Source organism: Telluria sp. LT2P80 (assembly GCF_059685955.1).
On the sequence record NZ_JCASIO010000008.1, the window covers coordinates 163,976 to 185,004 of the forward strand.

A 21,029-nucleotide genomic window follows, 5' to 3' on the forward strand; every position below is an offset into this window, starting at 1 on the left:
GCTTACCGTCACGCACATTTTTGACATGAGTTATTGTCAAAAAAACGCGGTCAAACAGGTCGCGGGACGGTCTGAATTCAATCGCGCCAGTCGTTTCGCCCTGTACACTTGTCGTACAACTACCCGACATGCGCTGTGTCTGAGCACATGCGGGCATCCGAAACACTCAAGCAGCGAAGCTTTCATGGTGAATGGGCATTACCAACCCTTGCTGGTCGTCGTCTCGATCCTGGTCGGCATACTGGCGTCGTATACCGCCCTGAGTCTGGTCATGCGCGTCAGACAGGCACAGGGGCGCACACGGTATGTCTGGATTACTGGCGGGGCCATGGCCATGGGCAGCGGCATCTGGGCGATGCACTTCGTCGGGATGCAGGCGTTTCGCCTCCCGCTGCCGATCGGCTTCGACACGACGACGACCTTCGTCTCGTGGCTGTTGCCGGTCGTCGCGTCCGGCCTCGCGCTCTGGCAAGTGCGGCACCGCACGGTTCGGCCGCGGCATCTTGCTGCCGGTGCGTTGCTGATGGGCCTTGCCATTAACGCCATGCACTACGCCGGCATGGCCAGCATGCAGATGCATCCTGCAATCACCTACTCGCCATGGCTGTTCGGGCTGTCGGTCGCCATCGCGATCGGCGCGTCGGCGCTGGCGCTGCAGATCGGCATGCGCATGCAGGAGGGGGCTCGCTCGCGCCGCACGCTGCAACTGGCGGCCAGCGTCGTCATGGGCGGCGCGATCGCCGGCATGCATTACACCGGCATGGCCGCCGCACGTTTCGCACCCGGCAGTGTCTGTGGCGCCGCACTGGTGGGCGTCAACCAGGATTACCTGGCGGCGATGGTGACGATCACGACGGTGCTGCTGCTGAGTATCACACTGCTCGCGACAATCTTTGATGCACGTCTCGAAGAGCGCAACCAGACCATCGCCGCCTCGCTCGTGGCCGCGGCCGAGCGCCAGAAGCTGTTCCTGATCGAGCAGCAGGCGCGACTCGATGCGGAAAACGTCAGTCAGATGAAGGATGACTTCCTGGCCACCCTGTCGCATGAGTTGCGCACACCGCTCAACGCCATGCTCGGCTGGTCGCAATTGCTGCTGCAAGGCGGGCGCGACGATGCTTCGCTCAAGCGCGGCCTGTGCACGATCGAACGCAATGCACGTGCGCAGTCCGAACTCATCGAAGACATGCTCGACATGAGCCGCCTGCTGGCCGGCAAGGTGCGCATCGATCACGTGCCGCTGCAACCCCACGACTTCATCAACACCGCGCTCGACACGACGCGGCCCGCGGCTCTGGCACGCCAGGTAACGCTGATCAGCGATCTCGACGCCGGGGCAGGTCGCATCCTTGGCGACAGCGGCCGCATGCAGCAGGTGATGGTGAACCTGCTGTCCAATGCGATCAAGTTCAGCGAACCGGGCGGTGTCGTGACCGTGACGCTGCGCACCCTGGAAGACGCCAGTGAGATCACGGTGCAGGATACCGGCGCCGGCATCCCGGCCGCGTTCCTGCCATTCGTGTTCGACCGGTTCCGCCAGGCCGATGGATCGTCTTCACGGCGTCATGGGGGGCTGGGTCTGGGGCTGGCCATTGCGCGCCAGCTGATCGACTTGCAGGGTGGCGCGCTGAGCGTGGCCAGCGCGGGCGAAGGGCAGGGGGCGGCCTTCACGCTGCGCATGCCGCTCGCAAGCAGCTGTGCCCCGGCGCCTGCCGCAGCGGTGCCGGTGCCAGGGTTGCCGCTGACGGCGCTGGCGCTACAGGGCTTGACGGTGCTGGTGATCGACGATGCGCTCGACTCGCTCGAACTGGTGCAGGCAGTGCTGGCGCCCAGCCAGGCCAGGATCCTGACCGCCACCGGTGCCCAGGAAGCGCTGCGCCTGATCGCGCAGCATCGGCCCGACCTGATCATCAGCGACATCGGCATGCCGGTCGTCGATGGATTCGAGTTCATCCGCAAGGTGCGCGCCTTGCCGGACCGCCTGGTCGCCAGCGTGCCAGTGATCGCGCTAACGGCGTTTTCGCGCAAGGAAGACGAACAGAAAGTGCTGGCGGCGGGGTTCGATGAATTTCTGGCCAAGCCGCTGGTGCCGGCGGCGCTGCTGCAGACCGTGGCGGCCGTCAACGCACGCCGCACGCCGCTGCCGGTCTAGCCTCAGGCCGCCATACCCGGCAACACCAGGTCGAGCTGCAAGGCGCCTTCCGGGCGGCGCAGGCCGGCCACGATATACGCGCGGTTGCGGCCTGCTTCCTTGCCCTTGTACATGGCGCGATCGGCCAGGGCGATGGCTTGCTGCCAATCCATCGACGGCGCCGGCGCGTCGTCCTCACCCGCGGCAAACGGCAGCGCAACGGCGCCGGCCGTGGCACTGATGGCCAGCAGCGTGCCGTCGGTCAGCAGCACCGGCGCGCTGGCGAGCGCGTCGAGGATGCGCTGCACCAGCAGTGGCCGCTGCGCCGGCGTGACGCCCTGCGAATACACGAGGAATTCTTCGCCGCCCCAGCGCAGCACCATGTCCGACTCGCGCAGCGTGGCGCGCAGGCGCTTGCCCACTTCGACCAGCACGGCGTCGCCGGCGGCGTGGCCGTAATCGTCGTTGATGCGTTTGAAATGATCGATATCGAGCAGCGTGAAGCAGTCCGCGGCATCCGGTTGCGGCGCCGCTTCCCCGGTGCGGCTGCGCATGCGGTCCTGGAACGAGCGCCGGTTGTGCAGTCCCGTGAGCGGGTCATGCGCCGAATAGTGGGCCAGCTCGGCGTTCAATTCCGACAGGCGCTGGCCCGTGCGTTCCGATTTGCGATACAGCCATAGCACGCCCGAGCACAGCAGCAGCGCCAGCGCGGCGCCCAGCGAGGCAACCGTCTGGATCACCGTGCGGTGACGCAGTTCAGCATCCTTCGCGGCGTTTTCCAGGCGCAGGCTGTCGATCTGGGCAACGCGCTCGCGTGACTTGAATTGCTCTTGCAACGCCGAGATCGCCTTGTTGCGGTCATTCAGCGCCAGTTGCTGCACGACCTTTTCGCGCTCCCGCAGCGTGGCGAGGGCCTCCTTGAAACGGCCGGCCCGCTCCAGCGCCTGGCTTTTCTCGTCCAGGATGCGGCCCAGTGTGGACAGGGCACCCGCCTGGCGCATGGCGGCGCTGACCTCGTCGACGAGGCGCATGCCTTCCTGATAGCGCCGCTGGCCGAACAGCGCAAAGCCGAGGTTCGCGGTTGCCATCTGCAGGCTGATTCTGTCTTCGCTGTCTCTGGCAGGGATCAAGGCGGCGCGCGCGGCTGTTTCGGCCTGGCCGTAGCGGCCCAGCTTGAGGTAGGCGTTGGCAATATTGCCCAGCACATTGGCCTCGACTGACAGCAGTTGATGCGTTTGCGCCAGCCCGAGCGCCCGCTCGAGCGCGACCAGGCCGGCTTCGGGCTGGCCTTGCGTGATCAGCGCGCGGCCTTCAAGGAACGACGCCGCCGCATCCAGCCGCGGCGGCAGGCTTGCCTTGCTGGCGCGTACTTCGCGCAGCGTCTCGAGCGCGCGCACGGGATCACGCGCATTGACGTACATGCGCGCCATGGCCAGCAGGATGTCGGCTTTGCGCGGGCTCCACAGATCGGGATGGTTGTTGACCAGTTCGAGCGCGGGCAGGAAGCGCTGCAGCGCGCGATCGTACTGGCCGACGGCGCTGAAGGCGGCGCCCTGCAGTACATCGAACCCGGCCTTGAACTCCAGGCTGTCGAGATCGCGGTAGCGGGCGCCCAGCGTTTCCAGCAAGCCCAGCGCGCCGGCGGGATCATTGTTTTCAATCAGCCGATACACGCGGCCCAGGCTGGCCAGTGCCAGGTTGCGCGGATCGTGCGCAGTCGTGGCCAGCTTGATGATCTGTTCGTTGGTCTCGTACGCGTCGCGGTAATTGCCGCCATCGACCTGCACCCGGCGCAACAGAAACAGATAACGGATCCGCACTGCATAGGGCGCGCCGGCGATCAGTGCCGGGCCTTCCTGCACCAACAGGGTGCGGGCCTGTGCATGATGTTGTTCCGCGATGACGGCAATGTCGTCAAGGCGCGACGCCGGGTTCGGCGCTGCCAGTGCGCCGCCAAGCACCAGGGTGAAGCCGCAGGCCACCATTGCGCGGCGCATTCCAGGCCGCAGTCCGGGCCGCCTCGACGCGTGCGCGGGCAGTCCGGTAATCAAGTGTCCTGGGGTGACATTCATGGCGGGGGAACAGCGGAGTCCAAACGGCGGGGGAGGTGGTGGCCCATACGAGCTGGGGCGGTGGCTACCATCCATTATCGAATGTTGCACTTGGGAAATCAAGGACGCTCGATGCCGGCGCGCTGTTTACGCAACGCTCCTTTGGATTTGCCAGCGGGCACGTAAATTGCACCCGTTTCAGCAGATTGCTTTGATTCGAGACAACATTCTGGTTATATTGGCACACCTGCGAAAAAGCTGGAGATGACAGGTACAAGCAGCGGCGGTTTCAGGTCAGGCAAGCCGGCCCACCAGGCAGGATCCCGGGAAAGCGCCCGCCCATCAGGCAGGCGCAGGAATGACAAGACGCGGGACCACACCATTATTTGATTGGAGAACACGTAGTGAGTATTTTTAGAACCAAGAATCTGGATGCGATGATCGCCGCAAGCGCCAAGCCGGGCGGCCTCAAGAAAGTGCTCGGCCCGACCGACCTGATCCTGCTCGGCATCGGCGCCATCGTCGGCACCGGTATCTTCGTGCTGACCGGCACCGGCGCCGTCACGGCCGGCCCCGGCCTGTCGCTGTCGTTCGTCATCGCGGCCATGGCATGCTGCTTCGCCGCGCTGTGCTACGCCGAATTCGCCTCGACCGTCCCGGTCGCCGGTTCCATCTATACCTACAGCTACGCCACGCTGGGCGAATTCGTCGCCTGGATGATCGGCTGGGACTTGCTGCTCGAATACGGCCTGGCTACCTCGACCGTTGCAGTGGGCTGGTCGGGTTATTTCCAGTCGCTGCTGTCCGGCTTTGGCGTCGTACTGCCTGATGCGCTGACCGCCGCCCCCGGCGCGCGCCCTGGCGTCGAGACCCTGTTCAACCTGCCGGCCTTCCTGATCATGATGGCCATCACGTTCCTGCTGTCGCTCGGCATGCGCGAGTCGGCCCGTCTGAACAACGTGATGGTGATCATCAAGATCAGCGTCGTGCTGCTGTTCATCGCTGTCGGTGTGGGCCACGTCAAGCCGGAGAACTGGCAGCCGTACATGCCATACGGCATGACGGGCGTGATGAGCGCTGCCGCACTGGTGTTCTTCGCCTTCATCGGCTTCGACGCCGTTACGTCGGCGGCCGAGGAAGTCAAGAATCCGGCGCGCGACCTGCCGATCGGCATCATCGGTTCGCTGATCATCTGCACGATCCTGTACGTCGTGGTCGCTGCGATCATGACCGGTATCGTGCCGCACATGGACTTCAAGGGCGTCGACCATCCGGTGTCGCTGGCGCTGCAAGTGGCCGGTGAAGACTGGGTCGCCGGCTTCGTCGACCTGGCGGCGATCCTGGGCATGAGCACCGTGATGCTGGTGATGGCGTATGGCCAGACCCGCATCCTGTTCGCGATGTCGCGTGACGGCCTGATGCCGGCGCGCCTGTCGAAAGTGCACCCGAAATACGGCACGCCATTCTTTGCAACCTGGCTGGTGGGCATCATCTTCGGTCTGATCGCTGCCGTGGTGCCGCTGACGGTGCTGGCCGAGCTGGTCAATATCGGCACGCTGGCCGCCTTCACGCTGGTCTCGATTGCCGTGATCGTGCTGCGCAAGAAGCGTCCTGACCTGCCGCGTGCGTTCCGTTGCCCGGCCGTGCCGCTGATCCCGATCCTGGCGATCATCTTCTGCCTGGTCCTGATGTCGTTCCTGAGCTGGCATACCTGGGTCGCGTTCGCGATCTGGCTGACCATCGGCGCGATCGTGTACTTCGGCTATGCACGCAAGCATTCGCTGCTGAATAACACGCCACAGTAAGCTGTTTTGCGCCCCTGCCAGCGCGGGGGCTTCATGGTAGGCTCTCGTTGGCGACGCTGTCATGGCGTCATGTGAACGAATAGCAAAGGAAACAACCATGAGTGCCATCGTGCTGGGTGGGGGCGACGCCCTCCTGATCGTCGACCCGCAGGTCGACTTCCTTCCCGGCGGCAGCCTGGGCGTCCCGCAAGGCGACGCCGTGCTGGCCCCGATCAATCGCCTGATCGACCTGTACCGCGCGCATGCGCTACCGGTGTATGTATCGCGCGACTGGCATCCTACATTGCATTGTTCGTTTGCCGACCAGGGTGGGCCGTGGCCCGTGCACTGCGTCGCGGGCAGCGATGGTGCGCGCTTTGCCGACGCGCTGCAGCTCGATGACGCCGTGGTCGTTTCCAAAGCCACCACCGTAGATGTCGATGCCTACTCGGCCTTCAACGGTACCGGCCTGGCCGAGACGCTGCGTGAGCGCGGCATCCGGCGTCTGACTGTGTGCGGGTTGGCAACGGATTATTGCGTGCTCAATACGGTCGTCGATGGATTGACGGCAGGGTTCGAGGTGCTACTCGTAACGGAAGCAATACGCGCCGTGGACGTCAGCACAGGTGATGGCGAGCGCGCGTTGACACGCATGCTCGATGCCGGGGCAATGCCAGTACAACTGTCAGGCGGTGGCCTGGTTACAGACCCGGTTGAAGCCCTGGCGCTGGGCGCAGCCGCGTAATGACCTGCGTCACTCGATAATATTTTTGTAATCCCTATCTTACAGGCCGACAGCACGCCTACCGATTCTCTCGACATGCCTGAGCACGGATAATGCGGTACCGTCCATAGAACGCATTTCAAGAATCGAGATATGAGCCCAATGCTGTTAGCCGACGCGCCAGGCGTCCAGAGTGCCCCGCTGCCTACCGGCCAGGGTGCCAGGAATCTGTACTTCTCGCTGTATGCCGACCCGGCAGCGCAGCCTGATGCCGCCAAATCGTTCATCGACGACCAGCTCGCGCTCGCACGCGAACTGCCGGTCGATCTGCCATCGAACATGAATGACCTGCAAGCGTGGATCGAAGAGCGCGCCGATATCGTCGGGCAGGAATACCGCGATTACCTGGCTGCGCGCAAGAATGGTGCGCCGCGCCGCTATTTCAGCACCCGCGCTCATGCGCTGTACTTCATCAAGGGCGTGGCGCCGACCAAGCTGGTCGACGGTGCCTGGCTGTATGGCCTGGTGCGCCAGTGGGACGACGTTGCCTTCCACCCGCTGATCAAGACGTATCTCGAAGAGCTGGGCGATGGCTTGCCGGACAAGAACCACGTGACGCTGTACCGCAAGCTGCTGGCCACGCATGGCTGCGACAGCTGGGCAGGTTTGAGCGACAGCCATTTCCTGCAGGGCGCACTGCAACTTGCGTTGGGTCACAACGCCGAACATTACCTGCCGGAGATCATCGGCTACAACCTCGGCTACGAGCAATTGCCGCTGCACCTGTTGATTACCTCCTACGAGCTCAACGAACTGGGCATCGATCCCTATTACTTCACGCTGCACGTGACGGTCGACAACGCCGGCAGCGGCCATGCCCGCAAGGCGGTGCAATCGGTCCATGACCTGATGCCGCGCGTGGGTGACCGTGACGCGTTCTGGCAACGCGTCGTCAACGGCTACCGCCTCAACGAACTGGGTGCGAGCACGACGTCGGTGATTGGCGAATTCGATCTGCAGGAAGAACTGGTCGACATCATGGCGGCCAAGAGCGTGGTCGGCAAGAACATGCACTCGGACTACTGCCGCGTGGCCGGGCGTTCGGTCAATGACTGGTTGACCGAACCAGCGCAGATCCCGGCATTCCTGGCCGCGCTCGAAGAAGCTGGCTGGATCAAGCGCGGCGAGCAAGTCGAGCACAGCCGCTTCTGGCGTCTGGTGGAAGGCGAGCGCGCCGAGATGTTCGGTGTGTTCAATGCCTACGAACTGCAAGTGCTGCGCGACTGGATCACGAGCCACCCTGACGGCGGGCAGGCGGCCGGACCACGCGTGCTGACTGCTCGTGCGCGGCAGCGTACCCTCGACCAGCACGGCCTGGGCACCGAGCGCGGGACTGCATTCCCCGTGCGTGGCCTGATCCGCCGCCATACAGGCGCCGATGCGCAAGATACCGGCAACGAGCTGCGTGTGCTTGAGCAGCAGGTTGCTTCGAGCAGCGGCAAGCAGGAAGCAATGGCGCTGCTGGCGCGCCTGCTGTCGCCGGAAGTGCACCACACCACGGTGGGCCTGATGGCCACCCGGATGTACACGCAACTGTTCGACGCCTGAGGCGTCCGCATAGTGCACAAAGCGGCCGGTACACGTAGAGAGCGTGTGCCGGCCGTCGCTTCATCAACACCATAACAAGGGAACACCAACGTGCAAATCCTGGAACAACGCTTTCTGCGCGGACCGAACGTCCACGCCGATTCACCCTGCCTGCTGTCCGTCGTCGACCTGGAAGACCTGTACGGCCTCTCGACCCGCGATATCCCCGGCTTCAACGATACGCTGCTGGGCCTGCTGCCAGCGCTGGGCGGCGCGCGCCTGTCCGATGGGGCCCTTGGCGGTTTTGCGCAACGCTTGGCGGCTGGCACGTACCTGGGCCGGGTGATCGAAACTGTCACCCTTGAACTGCAATCGCTGGCCGGCGCGCCTGCCACCTTCGGCCGTACGCGCCCGGTGAATGGCCATCCAGGCCAGTTCCGCGTGGTTGTCGCGTACACCTGCGAAAAGCTGGCCGAGCCGGCATTCGATCTGGCGGTGGACCTGGTCACGGCGCTGGCACGCGGCGAAGCGTTTGCGCTCGAACCGCGCCTGGAAGAACTGCGCGGCATCGCCGGGCGCTATGCCATCGGCACCAGCACGGCGGCTGTACTGGCGGCGGCGCACGAGCGTGGCATCCCGACCCAGCGCATCACCGAAGAGGCGAACCTGTTCCTGCTGGGCTGGGGTGTGCGGCAAAAGCGATTGCAAGCAACCACCACGGGCGAGACCAGCTTCATCGCCGTGAAGATCGCCAGCGACAAGCAGTTGACCAAAGCGTTGTTGAAGGAAGCCGGCGTGCCGGTGCCCGAGGGCGATGTAGTCACGACCGTCGAAGCAGCGCAGCGCATGGCGCGGCGCCTGGGTGTGCCAGTCACGCTCAAGCCGCTCGACGGGAACCAGGGCAAGGGTGTCACGGTGGCCTGCGCGACACCGGAAGACGTGGCGCTGGCGTTCGAATTTGCCCGTGGCTTCGGCCGGCGCGTGATCGTCGAGCGCCATGTCGAAGGACGCGATTACCGCGTGCTCGTGGCCTGCGGGCGCGTGGCAGCCGCCTCGTGCCGCCGCCCGGCGCACGTGGTCGGCGACGGCAACCTGACGGTGCGCCAGCTGGTCGAGATCGAAAACGCCAACCCCGCGCGCGGCGCGGGCTACGCGACCATCCTGACCCGCATCACGCTCGACGAACATGCGAACGACATGCTGGCGCGCCAGGGCTTCGACGTGGACAGCGTGCTGCCGGTGGGCGTCACCGCCGAACTGCGCGGTAACGCGAACCTGTCGACCGGCGGCACCGCCGAAGACGTGACCGACCAGTTGCCGGAATCGACGCGCCTGCTGTGCGTGCGGGCCGCCGCCAAAATTGGGCTGGACGTGGCCGGCATCGACATCGTGTGCCAGGACATCGCGCAGCCGCTCGCAGCGCAGCGGGGCGCCGTGATTGAAGTGAACGCCGCGCCGGGCATCCGCATGCACCAGTACCCGAGCGCGGGCGAACCGCGCGACGCGGGCGACGCCATCGTCGAAGGTTTGATGGGCAATACCGACGGGCGCATTCCCGTCATCGCGCTGACCGGTACCAACGGCAAGACTACCACCACGTTGCTGGTTGCCCACGCGGCGCGCATGGCGGGCAAGGTGACAGGCGTGACGACCACCGAGGGCGTCTTCATCGACGGCAAGCAGGTGGTCAAGGGCGATTGCACCGGCTACTGGTCGGCGCGCACGGTGCTGGGCGCACCGGAAGTCGAGGTCGCGGTGCTGGAGACGGCGCGTGGCGGCATCCTCAAACGCGGTCTCGCGTTCGATCGCTGCGACGTCGCAATCGTGCTGAACATCGCGGCCGACCACCTCGGCCTGGATGGCGTCGACACGATCGAAGATCTGGCGCAGGTGAAAGCGGTGGTGGCGCAGTCGGCCTCGAAGGCGGTAGTGCTCAACGCTGAAGATGCGCTGTGCGTGCAGATGGCGCGCCGCGTCAAGCCGGGCGCCGAAGTGCTGTTCTTCTCGATGGATCCGGAAAGCCCGGTGATGCTCAAGCACCTGGAAGACGGCGGACGCGGCGCGTATCTGCAGGATGGGGCGGTGGTGCTGGCCGATGGCCACAGCCAGCAAGCATTGCTGCGGGTGGAGAGCATGCCGATCTCGTTCGGCGGCCTGGCACGCTTCAACATCGCCAATGCACTGGCCGCCGCCGCCGGGCTGATGGCTGCCAACTTCAACCATCTGCACATCGCCGCCGGCCTGTCGACGTTCGTCTCGAACGGCCGCACGAATCCGCTGCGCACCAACATGTTCGACGTGCGCGGCGTGACGGTCATCGTCGACTACGCGCACAACCCGGCCGCCTACGCCGCCATGGCCGACATGGCGCGCGGCATGCTGCCTGGTCAACTGATCGGCATCGTGACGGCGCCGGGCGACCGCCGCGACACTGACCTGGAGCAGGTTGGCCGCGTCTGTGGCGAGCGTTTCGACGAGCTGGTGGTCTACGAATCGCAAAGCCGCGGCCGCGAACCGGGTGAAGCGGTCGACCTGATCCTGTCCGGCGCCGAAGAAGTGGTCGGCATCAGCGACACGCTGCACCGTGAGCTGGAAGTCGGCAACGCCATCCGCCTCGGCCTGAGCCTGTGCAACCCAGGCGACGTCCTGATCTTCGCCTGCGGCTCCTCCCTGCAAGTGTTCATCGACGCCATCCGCATCAGCGACCCCGAAAGCGCCGCCCTGATCGCCGCCCAAACGGCCTAACCCGAAGATCACGAACAATTAGGGTCAGAGTAGAATTATTGAGCAATTGCTCCGGATTTAAACAGACTCAACTGACTGAGTCCGTCCAATTCGGAAAAGTTATCAAACAATTCGACACTGACCCTAATTGTTCATTTTCCAATGGCAAATCTGAGGCACATGATTTAATGAGGGTCAGAGTAGAATTGTTGGGCAATTTCTCCCAAACTAAGCGTGCTCAGCCCATGAAGGATTGCTGATTCGAAAAAGTTGTCAAAGAATTCGACACTGACCCTAATTGTTCAGTTTCTTCGTGTAGCGTCGTCGTGCAATGATGAATTGGGGTAAGTGTCGAATTGTTGGGTAATTGATTTGTGTGCACTGACGGTGCGCGAAAGAAAACGACCCTCTTCGGGCCGTTTTGTCGTTGAGGTTCAGATTGCGGCGGCTTCGATTTTGTTGGCCAGGTCCGGACGGGTGGGGCGGAGGGCTTCCGTGAGTTCGGAGATCGATGAACCGCACCCAAAGACGAGGACGTCGCCGGGCACGCAGCGTGCCAGGCCCAGTCGGATGGCGCAGTGGACGTCATGCTCGATCTGCAGGTGGTCTGGCGCAATTTTCGCCAGCTGGGCGCCGCGGGCGATGAGTCTTGCCGATTCACCCTTGGCGCGGCCGCGCGCTTCGCTGTCGTAGACGACCAGTTCGTCGAAGCCGGCGGCGCAGGTACGGCCGATGTCGATCAGGTCGGCGTCGCGGCGGTCGCCCGGGGCGGCCACGACGCCGACCAGGCGGCCCGCGGTCACGGCGCGCGCCATCTCGGCCAGCGCGGCGTAGGCGGCGCAATTGTGGGCGTAGTCGACGACGACCGTCACGCCGTCGACATCGTACAAGTTCGAGCGCAGCGGATTGTGCTTGCTGTCCGAAACGAACCCGCGCAAGCCGGCGGCGATGTCGTAGTTGCTGAACCCGCTGGCCATCAGCGCTGCCGCAGCCGCCATCGCGTTGGCGATGTTGTAGCGCGCACGACCGCCGAGTGAGACGGGCATGTCGCGCACATCGAGCAAGGCCTCGTGCCGCACGCCCCCGGCCAGCACAATCGTCGAATCCTGCAGGTACACGCCGCGGCCACCGTGTTCGATGTGCGGCACCAGGACCGGGTCTTCGGCGTCCAGCGCGAAATAGATGATCTCGACGCCGTCGGCCAGCGTATCCGCCATCTTCACGCAATGGGCGTCTTCGGCATTGAGCACCAGCGCGCGCGTCGCCCTGGCCGCCACCACCGTCTTGACCCGCGCCAGATCCTCGATCGTGTCGATGCCATCCAGCCCCAGGTGGTCGGCCGAGACATTCAGGACCACTGCCACGTCGCAGCGGTCGTACGCCAGTCCCCGCTTGAGAATGCCGCCGCGCGCTGTTTCCAGCACCGCAAAATCGACCTCGGGCGAACCCAGCACGCTGCGCGCCGAATGGTAGCCGGTGCAGTCGCCTTCATAGGCCAGCTGCCCGTCCAGGTACACACCGCTGGTCGTCGTGACGCCGGTGCGCAGACCAGTCAGGCGCACTACGTGTTCGATCAACAGGCTGGTGGTGGTCTTGCCATTGGTGCCCGTCACGGCGACCACGGGAATGCGGCCGTCGTCGGCGCCGAACAGGGCCTGGACGATGGCGTCACCGGCATCGCGCGCCGCGCCGCGGCTCGGATACTGGTGCATCCGGATCCCCGGCGCGGCATTGACTTCGATGACCCCGCCGCGCTGATCGCGCAAGGGCAGGGCGATGTCGTCGCAGATGATGTCGATGCCCGCGATGTCCAGGCCAATCGTGCGCGCGGCGCGGATGCAGATGTCGCGCGTCTCTTCCGACAGCAGATCGGTCACGTCTTCGGCGGTGCCGCCGGTGGACAGGTTCGCGTTGCCGCGCAAGTCGGCGCCGATGCCTGCCGTGAGCACCGTATCGAGCTCGTAGCCCTGGCTGGCCAGCGTCTCGACGGCCAGTGCATCGAGCGGAATCCTGGTGAGGATATTCGTGTGCCCGTCGCCCCGGGCCGGATTGCGGTTTTCGCGTTCGACCAGCGCGCGGATCGTCGAATGGCCATCGCCCGTCACGCCGGGCGGGCGCCGCCACGATGCCGCGGCGATGCGGCCGCCGGTGACCAGCACGCGGTAGTCGCGTCCCTCTAGGCGCTGCTCGACGATCACGCGGCGACCGTGTCGCCGCGCATGCTCGAATGCCCGTTCGACGCTGTCCGGCGTGGCGCAATCGACCGTCACGCCCTTGCCCTGATTCGCGTCCAGTGGTTTGACCACCACCGCGCAGCCCAGGCGGCGTGCGACCCGCTGGGCCGCCTCGCTCGTCGTCACGACTTCGCCACGCGGTACCGGCACGCCGGCCTGCGCGAGCAGCGTCTTGGTCAGGTGCTTGTCGCTGGCAATGCTCACCGCAATCGAATTGGTGGCACCGGTAATCGTCGCCTGCAAGCGCTTCTGGCGACTGCCCCAGCCCAGCTGGAACAGGTTGGCGTCGTCCGTCAGACGGCGCAGTGGAATGCCACGCCGCTGCGCCGCATCGAGCACGGCGCCGGTGCTGGTGCCGATCGCATGCTCTAGAGCGATCTCGCGCAGCGCCGCCACAGCGGCATCGAGATCGAACGGTTCATCGCGCGTCAGCGCAGTCAGCAGCTTGATGCCGGTGCGCAGCGCTTCGCTGGCCACCTGCTCGACGCCATAGCCGCACACGATGCGGCGGCGCTGCTCGTCACCGAGCACTGGCAGCGTCGCGCCGTGTTCGCCCGGGATGCCTGCCAGACGCTGAAGTTCCATGATGGCCGGTTCCAGCGCATCGACGGGAAGGGCATCGTCCAACAAGCGCACGGCCGCCGCCGCGGGCAGCCCCGGCAGCAGCGCCAGCAGGCGCGCACCGAAGCCGCGTCCCTTCGTATTCAGATTGTCGACCACCGCCATCAGGCACGGCGTCTCGGCATACAGGTTCGGGCCCCGCAGCAGGCGCTTTTCGATGACCTTCATGAGAGAGGCGTGCGCTTCGTGACGATCTGCAGGAAGTCCAGCAGCGACGCCGGAATGCGCCTGCCCACCTGTTCATCGCCAATCGGCAGCGAATACTTGGCGCCGGCCGGCAGCAGGTGCAGGCGCACGTCGATCAGTTCCGGGATGGCCCGGTCCTTGATCTCGGCGACGTTGCTGCTCATCGAGCGGCCGTCGACGACGGTCACCGCGCCTTCGCCCAGCACTTCGATGCCCACGCCGCGCTCGATCACGAGCGCCGTGTCTTCATCGATGCCGATGCCTTGCAGGTACGGGTTCTGCGCGACGATCGACAGCAGGCGCGACAAACGCTGGCGCTCCGAGAAGTGCTGGTCGACGACGACGCGATGCAGAAAGCCCAGGCCGGCGCCCAGGCTGACCGAGCCTTTTTCGGGCAGCAGGTCGGTGCGGCCCTGCGCGAGCATGTGGCCCGACATGGCCGATGCGCCGGCGCTGGTGCCGCCGATTGTGGCGCCGCGCACCTTCAGTGCGGCGTGCATTTCGGCGTCCAGCGCCGTGCCACCGATCAGCGCGAGCAGGCGTTTCTGGTCACCGCCCGTCATGAAGATGCCATCGGCTTCGGCAACCTGGCGCACGAAGTTCTCGTCGTTGGCGTCGTCGCGGCTCGTGATTTCGAGGTGGCTGTGCCGGGTCACGCCCAGTGCGCCGAAGGCATCATCGTAGATGTGCCACATCGTGTCGGCGATCTGGCTGGCGGCCGTGATCACGACGATGCGGGCGTCGACGCCGCCGGCCAGCTCGACAAAGCGCGACAGGATCTGCATGTCGTGCTGGCGGTCCTCGTGGCCGCCGATGATGACGAGGTGGCCGTTGCGCGGTACGTTCATTTCCTGGTTCATCGTTGTACCATTTTCGAAGTGGGCATATCACTGTTGCTGAAAGCGCCGGCGTCCGTGCGGCTGACCGCAATCAGGCCGACCTTGATGTCCGGGGTGAACAACGCCACACCGCGCTGCAGCGCGGCCGCCAGCGGAATGCCATCGGCAATCCAGCCGTACACGGTGCGCGCCAGAAGATGGCGCACGATCTGCTCACCGATGCCGGTCGCGGCGACAGCGCCTTCCGGGCCGGCAAAAAAGCCGCTGCCGATGATCGGCGCGTCACCGACGCGGCCCAGCAGGGCCGGCGCCGAGCCGCCGCTCGAACAGGCCACGGCAAAGTGGCCATCCGCGCCGCGAACGACGGCGCCTACGGTGTCGCATGCCACGCCTTCGGGCAAGCGCATGGGCGTATTGTAATTCCAGTAGCGGTCGATCAGGTCGCGATCTAAGCCAGGCATCACCGGCATCGAGCCGGCCAGTTGCGCCAGCAGCTTGCGGTGCGCCGTGCGCTGGCGTTCGGTGACCGGGGCGGCGTCCGGCATGCCGATCGTGCGCGCGAAGCGGCTGGCGCCTTCGCCGACGAGCAGCCAGTGCGGCGTGTCGGCCACCGCGTGCGCCAGGCGCACCGGATTCTTCACCGACTGCACGCAGGCGATGGCGCCAAGGCGGCCGCGCGTGTCCATGATCGCTGCGTCCATTTCGACCGTGGCGCCATCCAGGCCCAGCACGGAGCCGCTGCCGGCATTGAAGCGGCCATCGTCTTCCATCGTGGTCACGGCGCCGATGGCGGCGTCGAGTGCGTCGCCGTTGATTTCCAGTTGCGCCAGGGCGCGGCGCGCGGCGAGCACGCAACCGTCTTCATGGTCGCGCGACGTGCCGGCGCCGCCGTGTACAACGACGGCGCCAGCGTGGGGGGTATTGCTCATGCGGTCAATCTTTCTGCTTTATTGTTGTCGTGGCCAGCGTGCAGCACCGGCAGTGCATTGCCGGGCGATTATCCGGTGTTCACCAGGGACGCCATATCGGTACGCCTGCCGCCTCCCTGTAAGAGCTTGCTTACAGCGGGAAGCGGGGAAGCGATACTCGACGGAATCTGTTACCATACCGCCCCTTCAAGATAAAGGTTCCTATGGTGCACGCTTGCGGCGTTGACTTCGGCACGTCAAATTCCACGGTCGGCTGGTATCGGCCCGGCATGATGCAATCCGCCCCGACGGCGCTGTTGACCCTCGAGGACGGCAAGCCCACGCTGCCGTCGGTGGTGTTCTTCAATGCCGACGACGACCGCGTCAGCTATGGCCGCGCCGCGCTTGCCGAATATCTCGAAGGCTACGAAGGCCGCCTGATGCGCTCGCTCAAAAGCCTGCTGGGCACGAGCCTGATCGATGGCCAGACCGAGGTCGCGGGCCGTTCGGTCTCGTTCCGTTCGCTGCTGGCCCAGTTCATTGGCGAGGTCAAGCACCGCGCCGAAACACAGGCCGGCCAGCCGTTCCAGAGCGCCGTGTTCGGCCGCCCCGTGTTCTTCATCGACGACGATGCCCAGGCTGACCAGCTGGCCGAGGATACACTGCTCGACGTGGCGCGCTCGGTGGGCTTTCGCGACATCGGCTTCCAGTACGAGCCGATCGCTGCCGCCTTCGATTACGAATCGCGCATCGACCGCGAAGAACTGGTCCTGATCGCCGACATCGGCGGCGGTACGTCCGACTTTTCGCTGGTGCGCCTGGGGCCCGAGCGCGCGGGCCGGCCCGACCGCCGCGACGACATCCTGGCCAACGGCGGCGTGCATATCGGCGGCACCGATTTCGACAAGTACCTGAGCCTGGCGAGCGTCATGCCGCTGCTCGGCTACGGCAGCAAGCTGCGTTCGGGCGCCGAAATCCCGTCGAGCTACTATTTCAATCTGGCCACCTGGCACACGATCAACCAGGCCTATACGCGCAAGAGCGTGACGCAGCTGGCCGACCTGGCGCGCGACGCCGCCGAACCGGCCCGCATCGCGCGCCTGCAAAACCTGATCGAAGACCGCGCCGGTCACTGGCTGGCGATGCAGGTCGAGGGCGCCAAGATTGCGCTGTCCGACGCCGACATGGTCAATCTGCAGCTCGATCGCCTGTCGCCGCCCGAGTCGCTGAACATCGCGCGTGCCCAGTTCGAAGGAGCGATCGCGCAGCTTGTCGAGCAGGTCGCCACCACCGTCGGCAAGCTGTTCGCCGATGCTGGCGTGCGCCCTAGCGATGTCGACACGGTCTTTTTCACCGGTGGTTCGAGCGGCGTGGGCTTGCTGCGCGCGCGGATTGGTGCGATGGTGCCGGATGCGCGCCGTGTCGAGGGCGATCTGTTCGGCAGCATCGGCACCGGCCTGGCGCTCGATGCGCTGCGCAAGTTCGGCTGATACCCCGCTGGAAAAGCACACAAAGGAGCAAGGATGAGTATGTTCGACCGACCGCTGGTGATGCTCGACTTCGAGACCACCGGCCTGTCGCCCGACATGGGCGACCGCATCACGGAAGTGGCAGCACTGCGCATCGTCGGCGGCGAAGTGACCGAGCGTTATGTCTCGCTCGTCAATTGCGGCGTGCGCGTGCCGTCGTTCATCACGGCCCTGACCGGCATCACGCAGCAGATGGTCGACAGCGCGCCGCCTTCGCACCAGGTCGTCCCCGAGCTGCTCGACTTCATCGGCGGCGACGTCCTGTCGGCGCACAACGCCAGCTTCGACGAAAAGTTTTTGAAGGCCGAAGGTGCGCGCCTGGGCCGCACGACGCAGCACGTGGGCCTCGTGTGCTCGCTGAAACTGTCGCGTCGCCTGTTCCCGGGCCTGGTCAGCTACAAGCTGGGCCAGTTGTCGAGCCAGCTCGGCATTCCCTTTGTCGGCACCGCCCACCGGGCCGAGGCCGACGCCCAGGTCGCCGCCGACGTGCTGCTGCATGCTGCGCGGCATCTCGGGCGCACCTGCGGCATCGATCGCGTCGAGCCGAGTCTGCTGGTGTCGATCAACAAGGTCGCTGCCGCCAAGATCCCGGTATTTCTCGAAAAATACGCGGCCACCGTGCGCGAACGCCGGATGGCTGCCGAGGCGCATTGCAGCTGATGGCAACTGATGGCAACTGATCTTGCCTGACATCCTGATTGTGCGCTCGCAAACCGCGTAGCCCCGATCTACTTAAACTTTTGGCAATGGAATCGGCTGCGCCTGCGGCCGTTCGCACGACTTGCCGAAAGGATCTGGATGAGCTCCGACCATGCCGCCCGCGCCGGCGCCGCGACGTTCTCCTGGTATCACCGCGCTGCCAGGCAAGGCAATCCGTATGCCCAGTTCAACCTGGCCCAGCTCTACCTGCGCGGCCACGGCGTCGAGCGCGACGATGCGCAGGCCGCCGCCTGGCTGGCGCGCGCGGCCTCGCACGGCCTGGCCTATGCCCAGAACCATCTCGGCGCCTTGCACTACAGCGGCCGGGGCGTGCCGCCCGACCACGCGCTCGCTGCGCGCTGGTTCCGTCGCGCAGCGCAGCAGGGCGATCGCTCGGCGCAATACAATCTCGGCCTGCTGTACCGCAAGGGCCGTGGCGTGACGCTGTCGCATCCCACTGCACTGAGCTGGTTCTACCGGGCGGCCGAGCAGGGCATGGCGCGCGCGCAGGCGCAGCTGGCGCACGGCTATCTGCATGGGCTGGGCGTTACGGTCAGTCATCCGCTGGCGATGGCGTGGTACCGCAAGGCCGCCTTGCAGGGGCACGTCGCGGCGCAGGTCCAGCTGGCGCATATGTACGCGCGCGGCCTGGGCGTGACAGCCAGCAGCGCGCGCGCCCTGTACTGGTACCGCCATGCGGCAGGCGCCGGCAATCCCGTGGCCAGGCGCGCCCTAGGCCTGATGTAGCCGCCGCGGGCGGGCGGTTTGCACTGTTCTCGTTTCGCGCTATGATGCCCTGCGGCCACAAGCCGACCTCATCATTCACAGACCGAGAACAACATGCACATGAAACTTGCCACGCTTGCCGCCGTGTTGGCCACGACCTTCAGCGCCAATCCGGCGCTCGCACAAAGCTGTTCCACCAAGGGCACCGGGCCGACCTATCCGGTGACGAAGAAAGTCGACCAGACGGACAACTACCACGGCACCGTCGTCGCCGATCCTTACCGCTGGCTCGAAGACGCCAACAGCGCCGAAACGAAGATGTGGGTCGACGCCCAGAACAAGGTCACCCAGGCTTATCTGGCCGCGATCCCGCAACGCGAAGCGATCCGCCAGCGCCTGACGCAGTTGTGGAACTACGAGCGCTACAGCGTGCCGGGCAAGGAAGGTGGCCGCTACTTCTACACGCGCAACGATGGCCTGCAGAACCAGGCGGTCTTGTACACGCTGAAAAACCTGAATGACGAGCCGCGCCTGCTGCTCGACCCGAACAAGCTGGCCGCCGACGGTACCGTCGCCCTGGCCGGCACCGAAGTCAGCCCCGACGGCAAGCTGCTGGCGTACAGCATTGCCGCGTCGGGCTCGGACTGGAACGAGATCAAGCTGCGCGACATCGAGACCGGCAAGGACTTGCCGGACCATATCAAGTGGGTCAAATTCTCGAGCACCGCCTGGACCAAGGATGGCAAGGGCTTCTTCTACAGCCGCTACGACGAGCCGAAGGAAGCGACCAAGCTGGCCGACGTGAACTACTTCCAGAAGCTGTACTACCACCGCATCGGCACGCCACAAAGCGCCGACACGCTGGTGTATGACCGCGCCGACCAGAAGGAATGGGGCTTCGGCGGCCAGACCACGGACGATGGCCGTTACCTGATCATCACCACCACCAAGGGCACGGCGCCGAAGTATCGCGTGTCGTACAAGGACCTGTCGAAGCCGGACGCGAAAGTGGTCGACCTGATCGACAACTTCGACGCCGGCTACGACTTCATCGACAACGTCGGCAGCGTGTTCTACTTCAGCACCGACCGCAAGGCGCCCAAAAAGCGCGTGATCGCGATCGACGTCAGCAAGCCTGCGGAATCGAACTGGAAAGAGGTCGTTGCCGAGAGTGCCGACACGCTGACCGGCGCCGACATCGTCAACAACCAGCTGGTGCTCGAATACCTGAAGGATGCCCGCAGCGTCGTGCGCGTCGTCTCGCTCGACGGCAAGCCGGTGCGCGAGATCGCACTGCCGGGGATCGGCACTGTCGCCGGCCTGTCGGGCAAGCGTGGCGACACCGAGACCTTCTACTCGTTCACGAGCTTCACCAGCCCGACCACGATCTACCGCCTGAACATGACCACGGGCCAGAGCACGGTGTTCCGCCAGCCGAAGGTCGCGTTCAACCCGGCCGACTATGAAACGCGCCAGCAGTTCTACACGAGCCGCGACGGCACCAGGGTCCCGATGTTCATCGTGTCGAAGAAGGGCCTGAAAATGAACGGCCAGAACCCGACCTACCTGTACGGCTATGGCGGCTTCAATATCTCGCTGACGCCGGGCTTCTCGCCGGCCAACCTGGCATGGATGGAAATGGGCGGTGTGTATGTCGTGGCCAATCTGCGCGGCGGCGGCGAATACGGCGAAGCCTGGCACCAGGCGGGCACCAAGCTGCAGAAGCAGAACGTGTTCGACGACTTCATCGGCGCGGCCGAGTGGCTGGTCGAGAACAAGGTCACGTCGCCACAGAAGCTGGCCATTGGCGGCGGCAGCAACGGCGGCCTGCTGGTCGGCGCGGCCACGACGCAACGCCCGGACCTGTTCGCGGCGGCGATTCCGTCGGTGGGCGTGATGGACATGCTGCGCTTCCACAAGTTCACGATCGGCTGGGCCTGGACCTCGGACTACGGCTCGTCCGAGAACCCGGATGAATTCAAGGCGCTGGTCAAGTATTCGCCGCTGCACAACCTGAAGGCCGGTACCTGCTACCCGGCGACGATGGTGACGACGGCCGATCACGATGACCGCGTGGTCCCGGCGCACAGCTTCAAGTACGCCGCCGCTGCCCAGGCGGCGCAGGCCGGCAGCGCGCCAATCCTGATCCGCATCGACACCAAGGCGGGTCACGGTGCGGGCAAGCCGACGGGCAAGCAGATCGAGGAAGTGGCAGATCGCTGGGGCTTCCTGTCGCGCGAGCTGCACATGAATGACGCGGCCGTGACGGCCGCCGGCGCCAAGTAA

The 21,029-nt window shown here is 65.3% G+C and carries 13 protein-coding genes; 9 read left to right on the forward strand and 4 right to left on the reverse strand.

The genetic code is table 11. From position 1 onward, the window contains the following. The first annotated feature begins 184 nt into the window (after positions 1 to 184). Positions 185 to 2,152, forward strand: coding sequence for an MHYT domain-containing protein (locus tag AC56LW_RS19625; protein WP_499636945.1), 1,968 nt, complete (start codon positions 185 to 187; stop codon positions 2,150 to 2,152). Between the two features lie 2 nt (positions 2,153 to 2,154). Here AC56LW_RS19625 and AC56LW_RS19630 read toward each other — a convergent pair whose 3' ends face one another. Further along, positions 2,155 to 4,128 carry a diguanylate cyclase gene (locus AC56LW_RS19630; protein WP_499636947.1) on the reverse strand — a complete coding sequence of 658 codons (1,974 nt, stop codon included), beginning with the start codon at positions 4,126 to 4,128 and terminating at the stop codon, positions 2,155 to 2,157. Positions 4,129 to 4,586: 458 nt separating this feature from the next. On the opposite strand from AC56LW_RS19630, the gene bcaP reads away from it, so the two are divergent. The 4 genes from bcaP to cphA (AC56LW_RS19650) all read left to right on the forward strand — a co-directional run bounded on the left by bcaP (position 4,587) and on the right by cphA (AC56LW_RS19650) (position 11,022). Further along, complete coding sequence (gene bcaP / locus AC56LW_RS19635) at positions 4,587 to 5,987, forward strand: branched-chain amino acid transporter BcaP (protein WP_499636949.1); 1,401 nt, start codon at positions 4,587 to 4,589, stop codon at positions 5,985 to 5,987. Positions 5,988 to 6,084: 97 nt separating this feature from the next. Further along, positions 6,085 to 6,711, forward strand: a complete 627-nt coding sequence (locus AC56LW_RS19640) for an isochorismatase family protein (RefSeq protein ID WP_499636951.1) — start codon at positions 6,085 to 6,087, stop codon at positions 6,709 to 6,711. A 132-nt stretch (positions 6,712 to 6,843) separates the two neighbouring features. Next, the gene (locus AC56LW_RS19645; RefSeq protein ID WP_499636953.1) at positions 6,844 to 8,298 is read left to right on the forward strand and encodes an iron-containing redox enzyme family protein; all 1,455 of its coding nucleotides are present in this window, start codon (positions 6,844 to 6,846) and stop codon (positions 8,296 to 8,298) included. A gap of 90 nt (positions 8,299 to 8,388) precedes the next feature. Next, complete coding sequence (gene cphA / locus AC56LW_RS19650; RefSeq protein WP_499636955.1) at positions 8,389 to 11,022, forward strand: cyanophycin synthetase; 2,634 nt, start codon at positions 8,389 to 8,391, stop codon at positions 11,020 to 11,022. Positions 11,023 to 11,435: 413 nt separating this feature from the next. Here cphA (AC56LW_RS19650) and cphA (AC56LW_RS19655) read toward each other — a convergent pair whose 3' ends face one another. From cphA (AC56LW_RS19655) to AC56LW_RS19665, 3 genes are read right to left on the reverse strand one after another with little or no spacing between them, the layout of a single operon-like run. After that, positions 11,436 to 14,024 (reverse strand): cyanophycin synthetase, encoded by a 2,589-nt coding sequence (gene cphA, locus AC56LW_RS19655; RefSeq protein ID WP_499636957.1) that lies wholly within the window; start codon positions 14,022 to 14,024, stop codon positions 11,436 to 11,438. Further along, on the reverse strand, positions 14,021 to 14,902 hold the full coding sequence (locus AC56LW_RS19660) for a cyanophycinase (protein ID WP_499636959.1): 882 nt from the start codon (positions 14,900 to 14,902) through the stop codon (positions 14,021 to 14,023). The genes cphA (AC56LW_RS19655) and AC56LW_RS19660 overlap by 4 nt, the downstream gene beginning before the upstream one ends. After that, positions 14,899 to 15,810 carry an isoaspartyl peptidase/L-asparaginase gene (locus AC56LW_RS19665; RefSeq protein WP_499636961.1) on the reverse strand — a complete coding sequence of 304 codons (912 nt, stop codon included), beginning with the start codon at positions 15,808 to 15,810 and terminating at the stop codon, positions 14,899 to 14,901. Before AC56LW_RS19665 ends, AC56LW_RS19660 begins: the two co-directional genes overlap by 4 nt. A gap of 203 nt (positions 15,811 to 16,013) precedes the next feature. Between AC56LW_RS19665 and AC56LW_RS19670 the strand changes: the two genes are divergently transcribed. From AC56LW_RS19670 to AC56LW_RS19685, 4 genes are all read left to right on the forward strand, one after another. Continuing rightward, the gene (locus tag AC56LW_RS19670) at positions 16,014 to 17,279 is read left to right on the forward strand and encodes an Hsp70 family protein (protein WP_499636963.1); all 1,266 of its coding nucleotides are present in this window, start codon (positions 16,014 to 16,016) and stop codon (positions 17,277 to 17,279) included. A 33-nt stretch (positions 17,280 to 17,312) separates the two neighbouring features. Continuing rightward, entirely contained in the window at positions 17,313 to 17,978 is a 666-nt protein-coding gene (locus AC56LW_RS19675; protein ID WP_499636965.1) for a 3'-5' exonuclease, read from the forward strand. Between the two features lie 138 nt (positions 17,979 to 18,116). Further along, positions 18,117 to 18,764 carry a tetratricopeptide repeat protein gene (locus AC56LW_RS19680; protein WP_499636967.1) on the forward strand — a complete coding sequence of 216 codons (648 nt, stop codon included), beginning with the start codon at positions 18,117 to 18,119 and terminating at the stop codon, positions 18,762 to 18,764. 93 nt (positions 18,765 to 18,857) lie between these two features. Further along, positions 18,858 to 21,029 carry a prolyl oligopeptidase family serine peptidase gene (locus tag AC56LW_RS19685; protein ID WP_499636969.1) on the forward strand — a complete coding sequence of 724 codons (2,172 nt, stop codon included), beginning with the start codon at positions 18,858 to 18,860 and terminating at the stop codon, positions 21,027 to 21,029.

Bases quoted from the DNA above. Each gene is read 5' to 3' on its own strand.
- cphA (WP_499636957.1), bottom strand. From the start codon at position 14,024: ATGAAGGTCATCGAAAAGCGCCTGCTGCGGGGCCCGAACCTGTATGCC.
- AC56LW_RS19630 (WP_499636947.1), bottom strand. From the start codon at position 4,128: ATGCGCCGCGCAATGGTGGCCTGCGGCTTCACCCTGGTGCTTGGCGGC.
- AC56LW_RS19665 (WP_499636961.1), bottom strand. From the start codon at position 15,810: ATGAGCAATACCCCCCACGCTGGCGCCGTCGTTGTACACGGCGGCGCC.
- AC56LW_RS19680 (WP_499636967.1), top strand. From the start codon at position 18,117: ATGAGCTCCGACCATGCCGCCCGCGCCGGCGCCGCGACGTTCTCCTGG.
- AC56LW_RS19675 (WP_499636965.1), top strand. From the start codon at position 17,313: ATGAGTATGTTCGACCGACCGCTGGTGATGCTCGACTTCGAGACCACC.
- AC56LW_RS19625 (WP_499636945.1), top strand. From the start codon at position 185: ATGGTGAATGGGCATTACCAACCCTTGCTGGTCGTCGTCTCGATCCTG.
- AC56LW_RS19685 (WP_499636969.1), top strand. From the start codon at position 18,858: ATGCACATGAAACTTGCCACGCTTGCCGCCGTGTTGGCCACGACCTTC.
- AC56LW_RS19660 (WP_499636959.1), bottom strand. From the start codon at position 14,902: ATGAACCAGGAAATGAACGTACCGCGCAACGGCCACCTCGTCATCATC.
- AC56LW_RS19645 (WP_499636953.1), top strand. From the start codon at position 6,844: ATGAGCCCAATGCTGTTAGCCGACGCGCCAGGCGTCCAGAGTGCCCCG.
- AC56LW_RS19640 (WP_499636951.1), top strand. From the start codon at position 6,085: ATGAGTGCCATCGTGCTGGGTGGGGGCGACGCCCTCCTGATCGTCGAC.
- AC56LW_RS19670 (WP_499636963.1), top strand. From the start codon at position 16,014: ATGGTGCACGCTTGCGGCGTTGACTTCGGCACGTCAAATTCCACGGTC.